Origin of the sequence: Streptomyces odontomachicola (assembly GCF_039605595.1) — a bacterium.
GTDB lineage: Bacteria > Actinomycetota > Actinomycetes > Streptomycetales > Streptomycetaceae > Streptomyces.
Window position 1 is genome coordinate 310,130 of record NZ_JBCFOK010000007.1, and the last position, 19,971, is coordinate 330,100.

At 73.1% G+C, this 19,971-nt stretch carries 14 protein-coding genes and 1 riboswitch; of the genes, 3 read left to right on the forward strand and 11 right to left on the reverse strand.

What is annotated here, in order from left to right:
• Positions 1-36: 36 nt before the first annotated feature.
• The 3 genes from ABEE00_RS15860 to ABEE00_RS15870 form a co-directional block, all read right to left on the reverse strand.
• Positions 37-1,239: a nucleotide pyrophosphatase/phosphodiesterase family protein gene (locus tag ABEE00_RS15860; protein WP_345746106.1), complete on the reverse strand. Its 1,203-nt coding sequence runs from the start codon at positions 1,237-1,239 to the stop codon at positions 37-39.
• A gap of 27 nt (positions 1,240-1,266) precedes the next feature.
• The gene (locus ABEE00_RS15865; RefSeq protein WP_345746107.1) at positions 1,267-1,866 is read right to left on the reverse strand and encodes a DUF5998 family protein; all 600 of its coding nucleotides are present in this window, start codon (positions 1,864-1,866) and stop codon (positions 1,267-1,269) included.
• A 376-nt stretch (positions 1,867-2,242) separates the two neighbouring features.
• Positions 2,243-5,035 (reverse strand): bifunctional acetate--CoA ligase family protein/GNAT family N-acetyltransferase, encoded by a 2,793-nt coding sequence (locus tag ABEE00_RS15870; RefSeq protein ID WP_345746108.1) that lies wholly within the window; start codon positions 5,033-5,035, stop codon positions 2,243-2,245.
• Positions 5,036-5,221: 186 nt separating this feature from the next.
• On the opposite strand from ABEE00_RS15870, the gene ABEE00_RS15875 reads away from it, so the two are divergent.
• On the forward strand, positions 5,222-5,506 hold the full coding sequence (locus ABEE00_RS15875; protein ID WP_345746109.1) for an HPr family phosphocarrier protein: 285 nt from the start codon (positions 5,222-5,224) through the stop codon (positions 5,504-5,506).
• A 136-nt stretch (positions 5,507-5,642) separates the two neighbouring features.
• On the opposite strand, the gene ABEE00_RS15880 is transcribed toward ABEE00_RS15875, so the two are convergent.
• The 4 genes from ABEE00_RS15880 to ABEE00_RS15895 form a co-directional block, all read right to left on the reverse strand.
• Complete coding sequence (locus tag ABEE00_RS15880) at positions 5,643-6,401, reverse strand: GntR family transcriptional regulator (protein ID WP_345746110.1); 759 nt, start codon at positions 6,399-6,401, stop codon at positions 5,643-5,645.
• A 149-nt stretch (positions 6,402-6,550) separates the two neighbouring features.
• A complete protein-coding gene (locus tag ABEE00_RS15885) occupies positions 6,551-7,384 on the reverse strand; it encodes a M23 family metallopeptidase (RefSeq protein ID WP_345746111.1) in 834 nt (277 codons plus the stop codon).
• A 15-nt stretch (positions 7,385-7,399) separates the two neighbouring features.
• Positions 7,400-7,561, reverse strand: a riboswitch (cyclic di-AMP (ydaO/yuaA leader).
• Positions 7,562-7,924: 363 nt separating this feature from the next.
• Entirely contained in the window at positions 7,925-9,298 is a 1,374-nt protein-coding gene (locus ABEE00_RS15890; protein WP_345746208.1) for a M16 family metallopeptidase, read from the reverse strand.
• Positions 9,299-9,324: 26 nt separating this feature from the next.
• Positions 9,325-10,680, reverse strand: coding sequence for a M16 family metallopeptidase (locus ABEE00_RS15895; protein ID WP_345746112.1), 1,356 nt, complete (start codon positions 10,678-10,680; stop codon positions 9,325-9,327).
• A gap of 371 nt (positions 10,681-11,051) precedes the next feature.
• On the opposite strand from ABEE00_RS15895, the gene ABEE00_RS15900 reads away from it, so the two are divergent.
• Positions 11,052-13,505, forward strand: a complete 2,454-nt coding sequence (locus ABEE00_RS15900; protein WP_345746113.1) for a DNA gyrase/topoisomerase IV subunit A — start codon at positions 11,052-11,054, stop codon at positions 13,503-13,505.
• A gap of 98 nt (positions 13,506-13,603) precedes the next feature.
• Here the strand turns inward: ABEE00_RS15900 and ABEE00_RS15905 are convergent, their stop codons facing one another.
• On the reverse strand, positions 13,604-14,845 hold the full coding sequence (locus ABEE00_RS15905) for a CobW family GTP-binding protein (RefSeq protein WP_345746114.1): 1,242 nt from the start codon (positions 14,843-14,845) through the stop codon (positions 13,604-13,606).
• A 278-nt stretch (positions 14,846-15,123) separates the two neighbouring features.
• On the opposite strand from ABEE00_RS15905, the gene ABEE00_RS15910 reads away from it, so the two are divergent.
• Entirely contained in the window at positions 15,124-16,830 is a 1,707-nt protein-coding gene (locus ABEE00_RS15910; RefSeq protein WP_345746115.1) for a sensor histidine kinase, read from the forward strand.
• A gap of 172 nt (positions 16,831-17,002) precedes the next feature.
• Here ABEE00_RS15910 and ABEE00_RS15915 read toward each other — a convergent pair whose 3' ends face one another.
• Genes ABEE00_RS15915 through ABEE00_RS15925 form a run of 3 tightly spaced genes read right to left on the reverse strand, consistent with a single transcriptional unit; the run spans position 17,003 to position 19,963 of the window.
• The gene (locus ABEE00_RS15915; RefSeq protein WP_345746116.1) at positions 17,003-18,616 is read right to left on the reverse strand and encodes a solute symporter family protein; all 1,614 of its coding nucleotides are present in this window, start codon (positions 18,614-18,616) and stop codon (positions 17,003-17,005) included.
• Positions 18,613-19,131 carry a DUF485 domain-containing protein gene (locus tag ABEE00_RS15920; RefSeq protein WP_345746117.1) on the reverse strand — a complete coding sequence of 173 codons (519 nt, stop codon included), beginning with the start codon at positions 19,129-19,131 and terminating at the stop codon, positions 18,613-18,615. Before ABEE00_RS15920 ends, ABEE00_RS15915 begins: the two co-directional genes overlap by 4 nt.
• Positions 19,132-19,189: 58 nt before the next feature.
• Positions 19,190-19,963, reverse strand: coding sequence for a response regulator transcription factor (locus ABEE00_RS15925; RefSeq protein ID WP_451918598.1), 774 nt, complete (start codon positions 19,961-19,963; stop codon positions 19,190-19,192).
• Between the last annotated feature and the right edge of the window lie 8 nt (positions 19,964-19,971).

The following is a 19,971-nucleotide window of genomic DNA, read 5'->3' on the forward strand; positions in this document are numbered from 1 at the left end:
GGTGGGTGTGCGGGCTTCGGGGGTGAAGTGCCGGGATCACGTACGGACTTCGAGCAGCGGCACCAGTTGCTCGGCGGGGGTCGCGGAGCCGTGCATCCCGACCAGCGCGGACTCCTTGGGCTCGCGCTTGGTGGCGATCACGGCAGCGTCGCCGTTCATGGCGGCCACCACGTCGCCGATCCGCGCGTGCACGCGGTCGTCCACGCGCGGCCCGAACCAGCCCAGCTCCACGGCCTCTTCGCGGGTGGCCACCCACGCCTGGTCGGCCAGCACCTCACGCCACACGGTGTACACGTCCGCGGCCGCGCCCGGCACCGCGTACACATGCCGCATCCGGCCCTCGCCGCCCAGCGTGCCGATGCCGGCGCCCAGCTCCCAGTCCTCGTCCACGTCGAAGCGGGCGGCGTCGGAGTCCGGGACGTCCACCATGCCGTGGTCCGCGGTGATGTAGAGGGCGCTGCGCGGCGGGAGCTGCTCGGCGAGGCGCTGGGCGAGCCGGTCCACGTACATGAGCTGGCCGCGCCAGGCGTCCGAGTCGACGCCGTAGCGGTGGCCGTTGCCGTCCAGGTCGGCGTAGTACGTGTAGACCAGGGTGCGGTCGGCGGCGGCGAGGCGCTGGGCCGCGAGGTCCATCCGCTCCTCCCCCGCGAGCCGGCCGAGGAAGGTGCCGCCGGACAGCGCGATCTTGGTGAGCGGGGTGTGCTCGAAGTGCGGGGCCGACACCTGGCAGGTCTCCACGCCCGCCGCCTGGGCGAGCTGGAAGACGGTCGGATAGGGCTGCCAGGCGTACGGGTCGGTCCAGGGCTGCCAGCGGAGCTGGTTCATCAGCTCGCCGGACTCCGGGTTGAGCGCGCTGTAGCCGGGGAGCCCGTGCACGCCGGGGACCAGTCCTGTGCCGACCGAGGCCAGTGAGGTCGCCGTGGTGGAGGGGAAGCCCGAGGTGATCGGGCGGCCCGCGCCGTTCCGCGAGGACCGCATCAGCGAGGCCAGGAACGGGGCCTCGTCGGGGTGCCGCTGGAGGAGCTGCCAGCCCATGCCGTCGACCAGGAACACACAGGCGCGGTCGGCTGGTTCGAGGCTGAGCCCGGTCGCCGGGACGGGGACGCCCTGCCCCGCGACGACGGCGGGGAGCAGATCGGCGAGGGAGGCCGCGCCGTACTCCGGTACGGGCGCGGTGCGCGGATCGAGGGGCGCGGGCTCCTCACCTGGCGAGGAATGATCGGTGGCGGGCTGAGCCATGGCGGTGGGGAGGTCTCCTGGTCCTGGTCACCGGGGAGAGGCCGGGCGGGATTCCGCCGTGGCCTCCGAGAGGGACTGGGCGAACGCGAGGGTCTGACGGACCGTGTCCGGGCCGTCGGCCGCCTCGCTCACGCGCAGCGAGAGGTCGTCGGCCGTGGCCGAGCCCGTGTACCCGTGGTCGGCCTCGCAGTTGGGGTCGGCGCAGGTGGCGGGCTCCATGTCGAGGCGCGAGACCGCGCCCCAGCCGATGGTCAGCACGACCTCGCGGGGGAGGGTGCCGGGGGTGTACGACTCCGGGTTGGCGACCACGCGGGAGAGCACGACCGAGGAGATCCGCTGCAGCTTCACCGACTCCGTCGAGGTGGTGGCGTACGGGGAGGGCGAGGTGCCGTCGGCCGGCTGCTCGTCGGTGTGGCTGACGATGAAGCGGGTGGGGGTGAGGACCAGGACGGTGACGTGGCGGCGCACTTCGTTCGAGTCGAACGTGGTCTCCTGGTGCACGAGGTAGGAGGCCACGGCCTCGCCGCCCACCGCCGCCTCGACGGCCTCGGCAACGAGAGCCGGGTAGTAGCCGCTGCGTTCGATCGCGGAGCGCAGCCCCTGGGTCGTCGTACCGGTCTTCGCCATGCCCGCCATCCTACGGGGCGGGGACGGGGGTGGTCCCCGTCCCCTTCACGGGGCACGCCGCGGGCCCTCCCCCGCGAGGGAGGCCCGCACCGGGGCCCTGGCACCGTGCGGCCCGGCGCTTCGGCTGCGCCGCGAGCGACGGTCGGCGTCGCAGGACCACATCCCTGGGTGGGTGCCGCTCCTCGCCTGCGGCGGACACGGGGTTTCCGGTCCCTGGGCGGGGGACGCGCCTCGCCTGCGGCGGACAGGGGTGTTCGGACCCCGAGCGGGGACGCTCCTCGCCTGCGGCGGACACGGGGGTACCGGACCCTGGCACGCACCGCCCCCTGCCTACGGCGGGCAAGGGGTGCTGCTCCGACCAGGGTGGCCGTGCCCGTCAGTATGCCGGGAGGCTTCGTGGGCCCATCTGGGCTCGGGGTGGGGGGTCGGCGACGCGGACCGTGGCGCCCAGGACCGTCAGGCCTCGCGGGGCCACCACCACCGGCTCCAGGTCCACCGTCACCGTCTCGGGGTGGTCGTCCAGGAGGCGGGAGACGCGGAGCAGGAGCTCCTCCAGCGCCCCGGTGTCCACCGGCTGCGCGCCGCGCCAGCCGAACAGTATGGGTGCGGTGCGGATCGCCCGTACGAGCCCCGCCGCGTCCCTGTCGGTGACCGGCACCAGGCGGTGCGCGGTGTCCCCCAGCAGCTCGGAGGGCGGACCGGCGAGGCCGAAGGAGAGGACCGCGCCGATCGCGGGGTCGACCGCGGCGCGGATCACCGTGTCCACGCCGCGCGGCGCCATGGGCTGGACGACGGGGCGCAGCTCCTCGGGCCGGCCGAGTTCGCCGGTCAACTCGCTCCAGGCGCGGCGGAGTTCCGCCTCGCCGGAGATGTCCAGCCGTACGCCGCCCAGATCGGCCCTGTGCCGCAGATGCGGGGCCGTGGCCTTGAGCGCGACCGGATAGCCGAGCCGCGCGGCGGCGTCCGCGGCGCCGTCCGGCGTGTGCGCGGGGCTGGTGGGCTGCACGGCGATGCCGTAGTGCGCGAGGAGCGCGGCCGCCTCGTCCGGGGCCAGCGGATGGCTGCGGTGCCGCTCGCGCGTGGTGGCGGACACCGTGGTGGGCCGCACCTCGCGGGGCCCGGCCGAGGGCACGGAGGCGTCCTCGCGCGCCTCGCCCTCGGCCCCGCCCCGTACGGCGGACGTCAGCAGCTCGGACGCCGCCTGCTCGTCGATGTCCTCGAACTCGGGCACCCGGCCCGGGCTCTCCGCCTCCCGCCGCCAGCGCGCGTAGGCCACCGCTTCGGAGAGCGCGCGGACCGCGCGTTCCGGCGCCGGGTAGGAGGGGATGCCGCGGCGCGCGAGCGCCGCGTCCAGGCCCTCGATCGCGAGGTGCACGACGGCCACCGGCTTCTCCCCCGCCGCGCCGGCCAGTACGTCGGCGAGCTCGTCCACCGGCGTACTGCCCACCCACGGGATCACCGTGACCACCACCGCGTCGGTCTCCGGGTCGGCCTGCGCGGCGGACAGCGCACGGCGGAAGTCCTCCGGCGTGGCCGAGGTGGTCAGGTCGGTGACCCCGCCGGGGCGCAGCCCGTGCGCGAGGCAGGCGTCGTAGGAGAGGAGGGAGAGGGACTCGGTGTTGCCGAGCACGGCGACCCGCGGTCCTGAGGGCAGGGGCTGGTGGACCAGCAGGGTGCCCGCGTCGATGAGTTCGGTGACCGTGTCCACCATGATCACTCCGGCCTGCCTGAGCAGTGCCGTGACCGTGGCGTCGGGGGTGCGGGAGACCGGCGCGGCGTGACCGGGCGGCGGCGCGCTGCCGCTGTGCCGCGCCCCCTTGACCACCACCACGGGCTTGCGCGCGGCGATGCGCTTGGCGAGCCGGGTGAACTTGCGCGGGTTGCCGATGGATTCCAGGTAGAGGAGCGCGACCTCGGTGTCCGGATCGTCGTCCCAGAACTGGAGCACGTCGTTGCCCGAGACGTCCGCGCGGTTGCCGGCCGAGACGAACGTGGACAGGCCGGTGCCGCGCCGGTGCAGCCCTTCGAGGAGCGCGATGCCGATCGCCCCGGACTGGGTGAACAGGCCCGCGCCGCCCCGCTGCGGCAGCTCGGGGGAGAGCGTCGCGTTGAGCCGCACGTCCGGCGCGGTGTTCATCAGCCCGAAGGCGTTCGGACCGATGAGCCGCATCCCGTACGAGCGGGCGAGCCGCACGAGTTCGCGCTGCTCGTCGCGGCCGAAGTCGGCGGAGAGCACGACCAGGCCCTGCGCGCCGTGCTCGCCGCACTCCCGCACGACGCTGCTGACCTGCGCGGCCGGCACGGCGACGACGGCCAGGTCGACCGGTTCGGGCAGCTCGGCAACGGAACGGTAGGCGGGCACGCCGCCCAGCTCGGCGCCGCCCTCCGCGCCGCCCGACTCCGCCTCGCTCGCCGCCGGAAGGTTGCTGTTGACCGCGTACGCACTCCCCGTGAAGCCCCCGGCGCGCAGCCCCTCCAGCACGGTGCGCCCCGCGCCGCCCGGGCCGCGGCTCACGCCGATCACGGCGACCGAGCGCGGGGCGAGCAGCCGCCGCACGGAGTGGGCCTCGGCCCGCTGCTCGCGCGCGTGCATCACGGCGAGGGAGCGCTCGGTGGGCTCCAGGTCCAGGGTGAGGTGGACCGAACCGTCCTCGAAGCTGCGGCGCTGTGAGTAGCCCGCGTCCGTGAACACCTTGATCATCTTGCTGTTCGCGGGCAGCACCTCGGCGCTGAACCTGCGGATGCCCCGCTCCCCCGCGACCGCCGCGATGTGCTCCAGCAGCGCCGAGGCCACCCCGCGTCCCTGCTGGTCGTCGCGTACGAGGAAGGCGACCTCGGCCTCCTCGGCGGGCGCGGAGGCCGGGCGGCCCGTGGCGTCGATGCGGTCGTAGCGGACGGTGGCGATGAACTCGCCGCCGACGGTGGCCGCGAGGCCGACCCTGTCCACGTAGTCGTGGTGCGTGAAACGGTGCACGTCCCGGTGGGAGAGCCGCGGATACGGGGCGAAGAAGCGGTAGTACTTCGACTCGTCGGAAACCCGCTCGTAGAAGCGGGTCAGCCGCTCGGCGTCGTCCTCGGTGATGGGCCTGACCAGGGCGGTGCCGCCGTCGCGCAGGACGACGTCGGCTTCCCAGTGCTGGGGGTACGCACGTTCCGCGGGGGACTGCATGGCCTCAGGGTAGGCCCTGCGGCGGATGCGGACAGAGGGCCGTGAGGCCCCTCGGGGCACCGGAGGGACCGGCGCCGCCGGCCCTTCCCTCCCTGGCGGAGGCGGGCACGGGTGTGCGGCCGTCCCGTGCAAGACTGGTCCAGACAACCGTCACAGTCACACCAGCAGCAACCGAAGGGCAACACCATGGTTGAGCGCCGTGTCACCGTCGGCTGGGCCGAGGGCCTGCACGCCCGCCCCGCCTCGATCTTCTGCCGTGCCGCGAACGCCGCGGGCGTGCCGGTCACCGTGAAGAAGGGCGAGGACGGCAACCCCGTCAACGCCGCCTCCATGCTCGGCGTCCTCGGCCTCGGCGCCGAGGGCGGTGACGAGATCGTGCTGGCCTCGGAGTCGGACGACGCGGAGTCCGCGCTCGACCGCCTGGCGAAGCTGGTCGCCGAGGGTCTCGAGGAGCTCCCCGAGACCGTCTGAGCCGACCGCTCAGCGTCCGGGGCCGCACCCCCGGACGCGCCTTTCGCAGACGACCGGAGGGAATTCCCGCGCCGCACGCGGGAATTCCCTCCTGTTGCTTTTCGGCCCCTCTGTGCCGCGCTCTATACGACGGCTGTTAAATGCGGTCGCGTGCCGTGTTGACGGCAGGTTTCGTTTCGCTCACGGCGCTTTTCGGGGATGCCCTTTCCGTGGATTCGGCCCGCGGCCCTTTCGGGGACTCCGCGTACGGCCGCCCCGGGGGCTCAGCGTGCGGTCCGCGCAGCCGGTGCAGCGCGGCCGTGCGCTCGGTGTGCCGGGCCATCAGGGAACGGGCGCGCTCCGCGTCGCCGCGCGCCACCGCGTCCGTGAGCGCGCCGTACTCCTGCCAGGCCGCTGCCGTACGGGCCGGGGCCTCCACCGCGTACAGCCAGGCGATCTTGCGGCGGAGCTGGGTGAGCAGCGAGGTCAGGCCCGGGCTCCCTGTGGCCTGCGCCAGGGTCTCGTGGAACCACTGCTCCAGTGACCGCAGATCCGACAACTGCCCCTGGTCAAGCCGCTGTTGGCCGAGCCTGACCAGCCCGCTCAGCACCTTCAGGTGCGCGCCGCTGCGGCGCTGCGCCGCGCGGGCCGCGCCCAGCGGCTCCAGCAGCGCGCGCACCTCCAGCAGGTCGGCGGCCTCCCGCGCGGTGGGCTCGGCCACGCAGGCGCCGGCGTGCCTGCGGGTGCACACGAAGCCCTCCGACTCCAGGGTGCGCAGCGCCTCGCGCACCGGCACCCGGGACACGCCGTACCGCCGGGCCAGAGCGTCCTCGGTGAGCCGCGCGCCGGGCGGGAACGCCCCGCCGACGATGTCGTCGCGGATCGCCGAACAGACCGCGTGCGCGGAAATTCGCATGGCATGGACTGTATGGCAAGCGCGCGGGAATTCCGATGCGCCGAGGTCAATTCCCGTGAATACGGCGTGAAAACGGCCCCCGGCCGTCATGCGGTCGGGGGCCGTTTCTCAGCGAGTCGGACTCAGGGGCCGGTCTCGGAGACTCGGACTCAGAGGGAGACGCCCTTGCTGCGCATGTACGCGACCGGGTCGATGTCCGAGCCGTAGTCCGGTCCGGTGCGGATCTCGAAGTGCAGGTGCGGGCCCGTGGTGTTGCCGGTGTTGCCGGAGAGCGCGATCTGCTGACCCGCGCTCACGGTCTGGCCGACGGACACGCCGATGGACGACAGGTGGCCGTACTGGCTGTAGTGGCCGTCCTTGTGCTTGATCACGATGTTGTTGCCGTAGGCGCCGCCGTCGCCGGCCTCCACGACCTCGCCCGCGGCGACGGCGTTGACCTTGGTGCCCATGTCGGCGTGGAAGTCGACGCCGGTGTGGCTGCCGGACGACCACAGGCCGCTGGAGGACTGGTACGGGGTGGAGAGCTGCGGGTTGGCGACGGGCGCCATGTAGCCGCTGAGCTGCGCGCGCTTGGACTCGGCCGCGCGGGCGGAGCGCTCGCGCTCCTCGCGCTCCTTCTTCGCCTTCTCGGCCGCGGCCTTGCGCTTGGCCTCCTCGGCCTTCTTCTTGGCCTCCTTGGCCTTCTCCTTGGCCTCGGCTGCGGCCTTCTTCGCCGCGGCCTCGACCTCGGCCTTCTCGGCGGCGGTCTGCTGCGCGTCGGCCTGGTGCGCGACGGTGTCGGCGACGGAGCCGTCCAGGTCGATGGCCCGGGTCAGCCCGGTGTCGTCGGGGGAGGGCGAGCCGGCGTCGGCGAGCGCGGGCGAGGCGACGGCGCCGACGACGCCGACGGCGGCTATGCCCGCGATGCCTGCGGCGCCGGAGGAGACCCTGCGGCGGGTGCGGCTGGGCGCACGGTGCTTCCCGGTGGCACGGATGAACGCCATGAGTCGGCGCGACTCCTTTCCTTCCTTCTCGCCTACCGGGTTAGCTGACGGGTTCGGAGCAGGAAGGTCTCCTACGGTCGCCACCGCTCGCGCGAAGGCGGCCGATTCACCCCAAGGGACGTGTGGGTCCCCGGCTCCCCTGGCTCGCGCCGTACGGGGACTCGGCGATGGCTCTCCGTCGGCCGCGGGCGCGGTCACTTCTGACGAGGAGCGGCACCGAAGCTAAACGGGCCATCAACGGACCACCAAGCCGATCCGGGTTTTTGTTGGCCTTGCCACACCCACCACCCGGGCACCACGGGCCATTTCGGGCATAACGCCGGACATGGCGGACATTCAGCTCAGGAGGGGTCAGGTTTCGGCACGCGAACGGCAGGGGCCAGGCACGAAAGCGGCCGTGAACGAACACAGGATCACCACAGGCGCGGCACGCGAAGGGGCCGGGGGCGACTGCTTCCGCCCCCGGCCCCTTCTGGCCGAGCCATCCGAATTGCCCGCTATGCGCCTTTCGGTGCGCCGCGTACGGGATCCCGTACGGCCTCAGCCCCCGGTGACCACCGTGACCTCGCCGATGCCCAACTCGCGCACGGGCTCCGCGATCTGCGACGCGTCGCCGACCAGGATCGTGACCAGGCGGTCGGCCGGGAAGGCGTTCACCGCGGCCGCCGTGGCCTCGACCGTGCCGGTCTCGGCGAGGCGGGCGTAAAGCTGCCCCTGGTAGTCGTCGGGGAGGTGCTGCTCGACCTGGTCGGCCAGGGTGTCGGCGACGGCCGCCGCCGTCTCGTACTTGAGCGGCGCGACGCCCACCAGATTCTGCACGGCGACGTCGCGCTCCTCGTCGGTGAGCCCGCCCTCGGCGAGGGTGCGCAGCACCTTCCACAGGTCGGCGAGCGCCGGGCCCGTCACGTCCGTGGCCACCGAGCCCGAGACGGACAGCAGCGCCGCGCCGCCCGCGCCGTCCTCGGTGGAGCGCAGCACGAGGCCCGAGGCGCGCACCCCGTAGGTGTAGCCCTTCTCCTCGCGCAGCACCCGGTCGAGCCGCGACGTGAGCGTGCCGCCCAGGCAGTAGGTGCCCAGCACCTGCGCGGGCCAGGCGCTGTCGTGCCGGTCCGGGCCGATGCGCCCGATCCTGAGCTGGGTCTGCACGGCGCCGGGCCGGTCCACGATGACGACACGGCCCCTGTCGTCCGCCGTCACCGGGGGCACAGGGAGCGGCTCGGCCGAGGAACCGGTCCAGGCGCCGAGGGTGTCGGCGAGCGCCGCGTCCAGGTCGGTGCCCTCCAGGTCGCCGACGACCACGGCGGTCGCGGTGGCCGGGCGTACGTGGGCCTCGTAGAAGGCGCGCACGGCGGCGGCGTCGATCCGCGCGACGGTCTCCTCGGTGCCCTGCCGGGGCCGGGACATCCGGGACTCGGCGGGGAACAGCTCCTTGGAGAGCTCCTTGGCCGCGCGGCGCGCCGGGTTGGCCAGCTCGTGCGGGATCTCGTCCAGGCGGTTGGCGACGAGGCGCTCGACCTCGCCGTCGGGGAACGCGGGCGCGCGCAGCGCGTCGGCGAGCAGCCCGAGCGCCTTGGGCAGCCGGGAGGCCGGGACCTCCAGGGAGACCCGGACGCCGGGGTGGTCCGCGTACGCGTCGAGGGTGGCGCCGCAGCGCTCCAGCTCGGCGGCGAACTCCTCGGCGTCGTGCTTGTCCGTGCCCTCGGAGAAGGCCCGCGCCATGATCGTCGCGACGCCGTCCAGGCCCTCGGGCTCGGCGTCCAGCGGCGCCTGGAGGCAGATCTCGACGGCCACGACCTGCTGGCCAGGGCGGTGGCAGCGGAGCACGGTCAGGCCGTTGGGCAGCGTGCCGCGCTCCGGGGCGGGGAACGCCCAGGGCTTCGGCTGACCGCCGCGCGGCTGCGGGTGGAAGGTCATCTCCGGGGTGGGCGCTTCGGCGTCGCTCACTGGCCGTGCTCCTCGTTCTCGTCGGCCTCGGTCTCTTCGGCCTCGTCGGCGGCTTCGGCGGTCGGTTCGTACACCAGCGAGGCGCGGTTGTCGGGGCGCAGCCTGGCAGCGGCGACCGCCTGCACCTCGTCTGCGGTGATGTCCAGGACGCGGGAGACCGCGCCGAGGGCGAGCTGCGGGTCGCCGAACAGGACGGCGTACCGGCACAGTTCGTCGGCGCGGCCGCCGACGGTCGCGAGCCTGTCCAGCCACTCGCGCTCCAACTGGGCCTGGGCGCGCTCCATTTCCTCCGGGGTCGGGCCCTCCTCCGCGAACCGGCGCAGCTCGTCGTCGACGGCCGCCTCGATCGCGGACACCTCGACCCCGCCGGACGCCTTCACGTCCAGGAAGCCGAGCGAGGGCGCGCCGGCAAGACGCAGCAGCCCGAACCCGGCGCCGACCGCGAGCCGGTCGCGGCGCACCAGGCGGTTGTGCAGCCGGGAGGACTCGCCGCCGCCGAGCACCGTGAGCGCCAGGTCGGCCGCGTCGCCCTCGCGGGTGCCGTCGTGCGGCAGCCGGTAACCGGACATCAGGGCGCGCGCCGGGACGTCCTCCTCGACGACCTCGCGCTGCTCGGCGCCCAGGGTCTCGGGCAGCGAGCCGTCCCGCGGCGGGTGCTTGCCCTCGTGGCCGGGGATGCTGCCGAAGTACTTCTCCGCCCAGGCGAGCGTCTGCTCCGGGTCGATGTCGCCGACGATGGAGAGCACCGCGTTGTTGGGCGCGTAATACGTACGGAAGAAGGCGCGGGCGTCCTCGAGCGAGGCGGCGTCCAGGTCGGCCATCGAGCCGATGGGCGTGTGGTGGTACGGATGGCCCTCGGGGTAGACCATCGCGGCCAGCTTCTCGAAGGCGGTGCCGTAGGGCACGTTGTCGTACCGCTGGCGGCGCTCGTTCTTGACCACGTCCCGCTGGTTCTCCAGCGACTCGTCGTCGAGTGCGGTCAGCAGCGAACCCATCCGGTCCGCCTCCAGCCACAGCGCGAGCTCCAGCTCGTGGGCCGGCATGGTCTCGAAGTAGTTGGTGCGCTCGAAGCTCGTGGTGCCGTTCAGCGAGCCGCCGGCGCCCTGCACCAGCTCGAAGTGCCCGTTGCCCTTGACCTGCGCCGAGCCCTGGAACATCAGGTGCTCGAAGAGGTGGGCCAGGCCGGTGCGGCCCGCGGCCTCGTGGCGGGAGCCGACGTCGTACCACAGGCAGACCGCGGCGACGGGCGTCAGGTGGTCCTCGGAGAGCACCACCCGCAGTCCGTTGGCCAGCCTGTGCTCGGTCGCTGTCAGCCCGCCGGTGGCAGGCGGGGGCGTGGCCGTGTGACCCATGGGCGTGCAGTCCCTTCGCTCGCGGGAGTTGGTGGTCGTCTGGCGTCAGGCGATCCTGTCACTGTATGCAACCGCGCCGACAAAGGGCGAAGTTCCCGTACCGTCTACGGAGTCCCGCCGCCGACGCCGGGCAGCGGCCCGTTCACGGGGCCGGTCACGGCACCGGTCACGGAGGCGCCGTTCTGGCCGGCGGAAGCGGGCTCCCGGGACGGCGGAAGCGGGCTTCCCAGGCCGCTGAAGCGGTCGGCAGCCCGCGCTCCGCCGGGTCGGGGCGCCCGCTGTCGGTGGCGCGGTCCACAATGGTCCGCGTTCCTCTGTCAGGCAGAGCCGCAGGTTCGCACCGCACACGCACCGAAGGAGCCGCAGCCGCGATGGCCCCCCGCAGTACGAAGACCCCGCCGCCGGACGACGACTTCGAAGAGCGCATCTTCGACATCGACGTCGTCGACGAGATGCAGGGCTCCTTCCTGGAGTACGCCTACTCGGTCATCTACTCGCGCGCACTCCCGGACGCCCGCGACGGCATGAAGCCCGTGCACCGGCGCATCCTCTACCAGATGCACGAGATGGGGCTGCGGCCCGAGCGCTCGTACGTCAAGTGCGCCCGGGTGGTGGGCGAGGTGATGGGTAAGCTCCACCCGCACGGCGACAGCGCCATCTACGACGCGCTGGTGCGCATGGCGCAGTCCTTCTCCATGCGCCTCCCCCTCGTGGACGGCCACGGCAACTTCGGTTCGCTGGGCAACGACGACCCGCCCGCCGCCATGCGGTACACCGAGTGCCGCGCCGCTCCCGCCGCCGGTCTCATGGTGGAGTCCATCGACGAGGAGACCGTCGACTTCGGGCCCAACTACGACGGCAGCGAGGAGGAGCCGGCCACCCTCCCGGCCGCCTATCCGAACCTGCTGGTCAACGGCGCCTCCGGCATCGCGGTCGGCATGGCGACCAACATGCCGCCGCACAATCTCGGCGAAGTCATCGCCGCCGCACGGCACTTGATCAAGCATCCGAACGCCGACCTCGAGACGCTGATGCGCTTCGTGCCGGGCCCCGACCTGCCCACCGGCGGCCGGATCGTCGGCCTGGACGGCGTGAAGGACGCGTACACCAGCGGCCGCGGCAGCTTCAAGATGCGCGCCACCGCCGTGGTCGAGCAGGTCACCCCGCGCCGCAAGGGCCTGATCGTGACCGAGCTGCCCTTCACGGTCGGCCCCGAGAAGGTCATCTCCAAGATCAAGGACCTGGTCAACTCCAAGAAGCTCCAGGGCATCGCGGACGTCAAGGACCTCACCGACCGCGAGCACGGCCTCCGCCTGGTGATCGAGCTCAAGAACGGCTTCAACCCCGAGGCCGTGCTGGAGCAGCTCTACAAGCTGACGCCGATGGAGGAGTCCTTCGGCATCAACAACGTGGCGCTGGTGGACGGCCAGCCCCTCACCCTGGGCCTGCGCGAGCTGCTGGAGGTCTATGTCGACCACCGCTTCCGCGTGGTGCGGCGGCGCAGCGAGTTCCGCCGCAAGAAGCGCCAGGACCGGCTGCACCTGGTCGAAGGCCTGCTGGTGGCCCTGGTCGACATCGACGAGGTCATCCGCATCATCCGCTCCAGCGAGAACGCGGCGGAGGCCAAGACGGCGCTCATGGAGCGCTTCGGCCTGAGCGAGATCCAGACGCAGTACATCCTGGACACACCGCTGCGCCGGCTCACCAAGTTCGACCGCATCGAGCTGGAGCAGGAGCGGGACAGGCTCACGGCCGACATCGAGGAGCTGACCCGCATCCTCGAATCGGACTCCGAGCTGCGCAAGCTCGTCTCCTCCGAACTCGGCGCCGTGGCCAAGAAGTACGCCACCCCGCGCCGCACCGAGCTCCTCCAGCACGGCGAGGTGCAGGCGGCGGCCGTGCCGCTGGAGGTCGCCGACGACCCGTGCCGCGTGCTGGTCTCCTCCACGGGCCTGCTGGCGCGTACGGCGAACGGCGGGACCACCTTCGACGCCGAGGCCAAGCGCGTGAAGCACGATGTGATCGTCTCCGCCGTGCCCGCGACGACCCGGGGCGAGGTCGGCGCGGTCACCTCGGCCGGCCGTCTGCTCCGGCTCCAGGTGGTCGACCTGCCGCAGCTCCCCGAGTCGATGGCGGCGCCGAGCCTGTCGGGCGGCGCGCCGGTCTCGGAGTTCCTGCCGCTGGAGGAGGGCGAGGAGCTGATCTGCCTGACCACGCTCGACGAGTCCTCGCCGGGGCTGGCGCTCGGCACCGAGCAGGGCGTGGTCAAGCGCGTCGTGCCGGACTATCCGTCCAACAAGGACGAGTTGGAGGTCGTCACCCTCAAGGACGGCGACCGCATCGTCGGCGCGGCCGAGCTGCGCACCGGCGAGGAGGACCTGGTCTTCATCACCGACGAGGCCCAGCTCCTGCGCTATCAGGCCTCCCAGGTGCGCCCGCAGGGCCGGGCGGCCGGCGGCGTCGCCGGGGTCAAGCTGACCGGCGAGGCCAAGGTCATCTGCTTCACGGCCGTCGATCCCTCGGCCGACGCCGCGGTGTTCACGGTCGCGGGCTCGCGCGGCGCGCTGTCCGGGATGGCCGAGCACACGGCGAAGCTCACGCCCTTCGACCAGTACCCGCGCAAGGGCCGGGCCACCGGCGGCGTGCGCTGCCAGCGCTTCCTGAAGGGCGAGGACTGCCTGACCCTCGCCTGGGCGGGCCCCACACCGGCCCGCGCGGCGAACAAGAGCGGCGCCCCCGTCGAGCTCCCCGAGCCCGACCCGCGCCGCGACGGCTCCGGGGTGCCGCTGGCCAAGCAGGTCTCGGTGGTGGCGGGGCCGGTGTAGTCCGGTGCCCGGCGCTGGAGGCGCCGGGCACCGGAGGCGCGTGACGCTGGAGGGGTGTCCGCGGGACGGTTCCCGCGGGCACCCTTCGCCGGGCCCCGCTATCGCACGGGGTCCAAGTCGTCTTCGGGGGCCAGCGGTTCGAGGTCGTCCTCGCCGTAACGGCCCTCGTCGGGGTCGCGCCCGTCGGGATCGCCCTCGCCGGGCTCGTCCCCGTCGCGGTCCTCTTCCTCAGGCTCCTCGGGCCGCTCCGCGTCCACGTACCGCTGCACGCTCCACAGCGCGCGCTCCGCCCGCTCGTCCGGCACCGCGCCGTCGGGTGCCACGCACGCCGCCAGGGAGGCCCGCAGCGCCTCCGCCTCCAGCCCCGTACCGATCAGCACAAGCTGCGTACGGCGCTCCTCCCCCCGCTCCCATGCGCCCGGCGCGAAGCGCAGGAAACCGCCGACCGCGTGCACCCCGTACCGCTGCTCCGGGTCCACGGCGCCGAAGTCGACGAAGCCCTTGATGCGGTAGAGCCCGTCCGGGCGGGCGTCCAGGAACTCCAGCAGCCGCCGCGGGTCCATCGGCCGCTCCGAGGTGAACTCCACGCTCTGGTACGCCGCGTGCAGATGCGCCGAGTGGGCGCACTCCTCGCCGCACGCGCCCCCGTGGTCCGCTTCTCCGCCGTGGCCCTGGTGTTCCTCCTCCTCGTCCTCGTACAGCAGCGCGTCGAAGGAGAGCTGCTCGACCGCGGGCCGCTCCCGCACCGCCGGGTCGAAGAGCAGCGCGGGATCGACCCGCCCGTACGAGGCCGGGACCACCGGGGTGCCGGGGCTGAGCGCGGACAGCTCCGCGTACAGGTCGTCCCGCTGCTGGTCGGCGACCCGGTCCGTCTTGTTGAGCACCACGAGGTCGGCGGCCCGCACATGGCGGTCCAGCTCGGGATGGCGCTCGCGCACCGCGTGGAACTCCGCCGCGTCCACGACCTCCACCAGGCCGCCGTACACGATGTGCTCGCTGCCGCTGGCCAGGATCATCCGGAACAGCGTCTCGGGCTCGGCGAGCCCGCTGGCCTCCACGACGATCACGTCCATGCCGGCGGAGGGCTCGGCGAGACGTTCCAGCACCCCGTCGAGATCGCTGGTGTCCACGGCGCAGCACAGGCAGCCGTCGCCGAGCGAGACCATCGAGTCGACCTGTCCCGCCACGGTCATGGCGTCGATCTCGATGCTGCCGAAGTCGTTCACGACGGCGCCGATGCGGGTGCCTCTGCCGCGCCGCAGCAGCCAGTTGAGCAGGGTCGTCTTGCCGGAGCCGAGGAACCCCGCGAGAACAATGACCGGGATGCGTCGCGTGCCCAAGGAGGCGCCCCCTGCCGGAGATGTGGTTGCGGTACGTACGAGGTACGGCACCGTGCGGCGGGGCGCGCGGCCCGGTGTGCGGGGCGCGCGCTGCGCGCGTGGTGCCGGAGACTGGCTGCCGATCGTAGCCGAACGGGCGGCGGCCCCGGACGAACAGGTCACGGTGCCACAGCTCTCAGCGCCTCAGGTCACAGCGCCCGGGGCCGGTCAGCGGTTACCGTCCTCGCACCCGCACCGGGACCACTCCAGTCCCCTCCCCCGTACCGCCCGAGGACCCCATGAGCGCAGAGGCCGCAGACCAGGCCGCGGAGCGGTCCGCGCCGCAGCCCGGGCCGCGCGCCGGCCGCGTACGCCGCCCCCGCTCCCTGCGCCGGCCGCGCTGGCTGCCCCGCTGGGTGCACTGGCCGCGGCGGGTGTTCTCGCAGGTCCTCCTCGTACAGCTGGTGATCACGACCGGGGTCACGGTGCTGGCCACCGGGCTCTTCCTCGCGCCGCTCAGCGACGAACTGGACGACCAGGCCATGGACCGCGCCCTCGCCATCGCCCAGACCACCGCGCAGCAGCCGGGCCTCGCCGGACGGCTGGCCTCCGACGGGCCGCCGGAGCACGCGGGACCGGTGCAGCGCGAGGCGGAGCGCATCAGGAAGTCCACCGGGGCGGCCTACGTCGTGATCATGGATCACCGGGGAATCCGCTGGTCACACGCCAACCCCGCGCGAATCGGCGAACACGTCTCCACCGATCCCAGCCAGGCGCTGGCCGGACACCAGGTGCGGCAGATCGACAACGGCACGCTGGGCCGTTCCGCGCGGGGCAAGGTCCCGGTGCACGACGCGCAGGGCAGGACGGTCGGCGCGGTGTCCGTGGGCATCGCGTACGACAGCGTCCGCGACCGGCTGCTCGGCGAGGTGCCGGTGGTGCTGACGTACGCGGGCGGCGCGCTCGCGCTCGGCGCGCTGGCCGCCTACCTGGTGTCCCGCAGGCTCCAGCGGCGCACCCATGACCTGGCCTTCTCCGATATCTCCGCGCTGCTGTCCGAGCGCGAGGCGATCCTGCACGGCATCCGCGAGGGCGTCGTCGCGCTCGACCGCAAGGGCCGCATCCGGCTGGCCAACGACGAGGCCCAGCGGCTGCTCGGGCTGCGCCCCGAGGACACCGGGCGCGGGCTGGAGGACGCCCTGGGCCCCGGCCGCACCACCGACGTGCTCTCCGGCCGGGTCACGGGCTCGGACCTGCTGACGGTCAGCGGCGAGCGGGTACTGATCGCCAACCGGATGCCCACCGGCGACGGCGGCACCGTGGCCACCCTCCGCGACCGCACCGAGGTCGAGCTGCTGGGCCGCGAACTCGACGGTTCCCGCGGCCTGATCGACGCCCTGCGCGCCCAGGACCACGAACACGCCAACCGCATGCACATCCTCCTCGGCCTGCTGGAGCTGGAGATGTACGAGGAGGCGGCGGACTACCTGAGCGAGGTGGTCGGGGTACGCAGGGACACCGCCGAACAGATCACCGAGAGGGTGCAGGACCCGCTGCTCGCCGCGCTGCTGGTCGGCAAGGCGACGGTCGCCGCCGAGCGCGGCGTGGCCCTGCGCATCGCGCCCGGCAGCGCGCTCCCCGACCGCCTCCTCGACCCGCGCGAACTGGCCACCGTGGTCGGCAACCTGGTGGACAACGCACTGGACGCGGCGGCCGGTTCGCAGGACGCCTGGGTGGAGGTCGAGCTGTCGGCGCCGGGCTCCGATGCCGGTACGGAGGTGCTGCTGCGGGTACGGGACAGCGGCCCCGGCATACCCCCTGAGCAGCGCGAAAGCGTCTTCTCCGAGGGCTGGTCCACCAAGGACGCCCCCGCACACCGCGGCCGCGGCCTGGGCCTGGCCCTGGTACGCCGCCTGGCAGAACGCCACGGCGGCACGGCCCAGGTGACAGGCGCCGAGACCGGCGGAGCAGTCTTCACAGTGAACTTGCCCCACGCACTCCGATAAGCCCCCCCCGCTGAGGTGTGGGCAGTCGTTCCGCAGGGGCGAGGGGGGTACCTCCCTGCTCGGAGCGAAGCCGGAGAGCTTGGGGGAGGGTGGGCACACCGGAACCGCCGGCCGCGAGGCCACAGCCCCACGCACCCAACGCACGCGCACAGCACCCACACACAGCGCGCACCTACACCGCCCCCGCCCCCGTAAGCGCCCGCACCTCCGTCTCCGCATACCGCACCTCATCCCCCCGCTCACGCGAACTCACCGTGCCGGCCCACCCCGCGAGAAACCCCAGCGGAATGGACACAAGCCCCGGGTTCTCCAGCGGAAACACCGCGAAGTCCACCCCGGGGAAGAGCGCACCGGGAACCCCCGACACCACGGGCGAGAACACCACCAGCAACACCGCCGGCACCAGGCCCCCGTACACGGACCACACCGCGCCCCGCGTAGTGAAGCGCCGCCAGAACATCGCGTACAGCAGCACCGGCAGATTCGCCGAGGCGGCCACCGCGAAGGCGAGGCCGACGAGGAAGGCTACGTTCAACTCCTGCGCGAGCAGCCCGAGTCCGATGGCCGCCGCCCCGACGCCGACGGCCGCGACACGTGCGACTCCGACCTCCGTACGGACCTTGCCGCCCTTGCCGCCAGCGGTGGAGGAACGCTTCAGCGAGGCGTACAGATCATGCGCCACCGAGGCCGAAGAGGCGAGCGTGATGCCCGCGACCACCGCCAGGATCGTCGCGAACGCCACCGCTGCCACCAGCGCGAACAGCGCGGCCCCGCCCGCCGAACCGCCACCGCCGCCCAGCTCCATCGCGAGCAGCGGCACCGAGGTGTTGCCCGCCGCGTCCGAGGCCCGCACGGCGTCGGGACCGACCAGCGCCGCGGCGCCGAAGCCGAGCACGATGGTCATCAGGTAGAACGCGCCGATCAGCCCGATCGCCCACACCACGGAACGGCGGGCAGCGCGCGCGGTCGGCACCGTGTAGAAGCGGGACAGGATGTGCGGCAGTCCGGCCGTGCCCAGCACCAGCGCGAGGCCGAGGCTGATGAAGTCCAGCCGGTGCGCCCAGCCGCCGCCGTACTGCAGTCCCGGTGCGAGGAAGTCCCGCCCGTGGCCGCTGCGTTGGGCCGCGCTGGACAGCAGCTCCCCCGCGTCGCCGTGGAACCTCACCAGCACCATGCAGGTCAGCGCCACGGCCCCGCCCATGAGCAGTACGGCCTTCACGATCTGGATCCAGGTGGTGGCCCGCATGCCGCCGAAGGACACGTAGATCACCATCAGCGCCCCGACCCCGACGACGGTCCAGGAACGCGCCACGCTCCCCGTACCGCCGCCGAGCAGCAACGCGACCAGACTGCCCGCGCCGACCATCTGGGCGACCAGATACAGCACCGAAACGGTCACCGAGGAAACACCGGTGGCGATGCGTACGGGCCGCTCCCGCATCCGCGCGGCCACCACGTCCGCGAGCGTGAACCGCCCGCAGTTCCTCACGAGTTCGGCCACGAGCAGCAGCACGGCGAGCCAGGCGACCAGGAAGCCCACCGAGTAGAGCATGCCGTCGTAGCCGAACAGCGCGATCATCCCGGCGATGCCCAGGAAGGAGGCGGCCGACATGTAGTCCCCGGCGAGGGCGAAACCATTCTCCATGGGCGAGAACAGCCGTCCCCCCGCATAGAACTCCTCCGGCGAACCGTGCCGCCGCCTCCCCGCCCAACTCGTGATCGCCAGCGACACCGCCACGATCGCGGTGAACAGCAGCATCGTCAGCGTCTGATGGCTCCCGGTCACCGCGCGCCTTCCCGCTCGCCGAGGGCCGAGGCGACGCCGGTACGCGCCATGTCCTGCGCCTCCCAGCGCAGTTCGAGCGCCAGCCGGTCCCGGCGCAGTCGCGCATGCCGCGCATACGCCCAGGTCAGCAGGAAGACCGTGGCGAACTGAGCGAGCCCAGCCGCCATCGCCACGTTGAACACGCCCACCAGCGGGCGCGCCATCAGCCCCGGCGCCGCCGTCGCGGTCACCACATACGCGAGATACCAGGCCAGCGCGGCGGCGCTGGCGGGCAGCACGAAGCGCCGATACCGGCTGCGCACCTGCTGAAAGGCCGGACTGCGGTGAACCGTCAGATACACGGCCGACCGCGCGTCCTCAGCGGTCACCCATCGTTCCTGCTGCGGCACATGGGGCGCCCGGGCCGCCTGCGGCGGTCCCGAGCCGACGACGTCATACCAGGGGTCGCCGGAGGAACCCGGGGCGACGGAGGGGAAACCCGGGGTCCCTGAGGAGTCGGTGGAATCGGTGGACATGCCTCAGCATGGGCAGAGCACAAGAGCCCGGACGCGGCGTTCCTGACCGACCACCCCATCAGGTGACGTCGTCGTCGCGCGGCCGTGCGAGGCCGTTCCGGAACGCATACCGCACCGCCTGCGCCCTGTCCCGCGAACCGGTCTTCGCGAAAAGGCTGTTGATGTGCGACTTCACCGTCGCGGGACTCACATGCAGCACCCGGCAGATCTCCGCGTTGCTGAGCCCGCCGGCGATCAACGAGATCACCTCCGCCTCCCGCGAGGTAAGCCCATCCGGCAACTCCCCCGCCTCAGGGTCTACTTCGCCCCCGCTCTCCGCCTCCGATCCCAACTCCGGCTCTGGCTCCGGCTCCTGGGGCTCGGCCACCACCCGGTCGAGCAGCCTGCGCTGCACCTCGGGCGAGAGCCCCGCGGCCCCCGAACGCACATCGGCGACGGCCTTGGCGATCTCCTCCCCTCCCGCATCCTTGGTGAGATAGCCCCGGGCCCCCGCCCGCAGCGCCGAGAACAGCGAGTCGTCATCGGCATACGTCGTGAGCGCGACCACCTCCGTCCCGGGATGCCCCGAACGAATGCGCCGCGTCGCCTCGACCCCGTCACAGCGAGGCATCCGCAGATCCATCAGCACCACCTCGGGGGCGAGCTCGGCCACCAGCCGCACGGCCTCCTCACCGTCCGCCGCCGAACCGACGACCTCGATCCCCGGCAGCAGCCCGAGCAGCATCACGATGCCCTCGCGCACCACCGTCTGATCATCCGCCACGACCACACGGATCGGGCTCGCTCCCCCGGAGCCCTCCGCCCCACCCGCGCCGCCCGCGCCGAGGCCCACTCCACCGC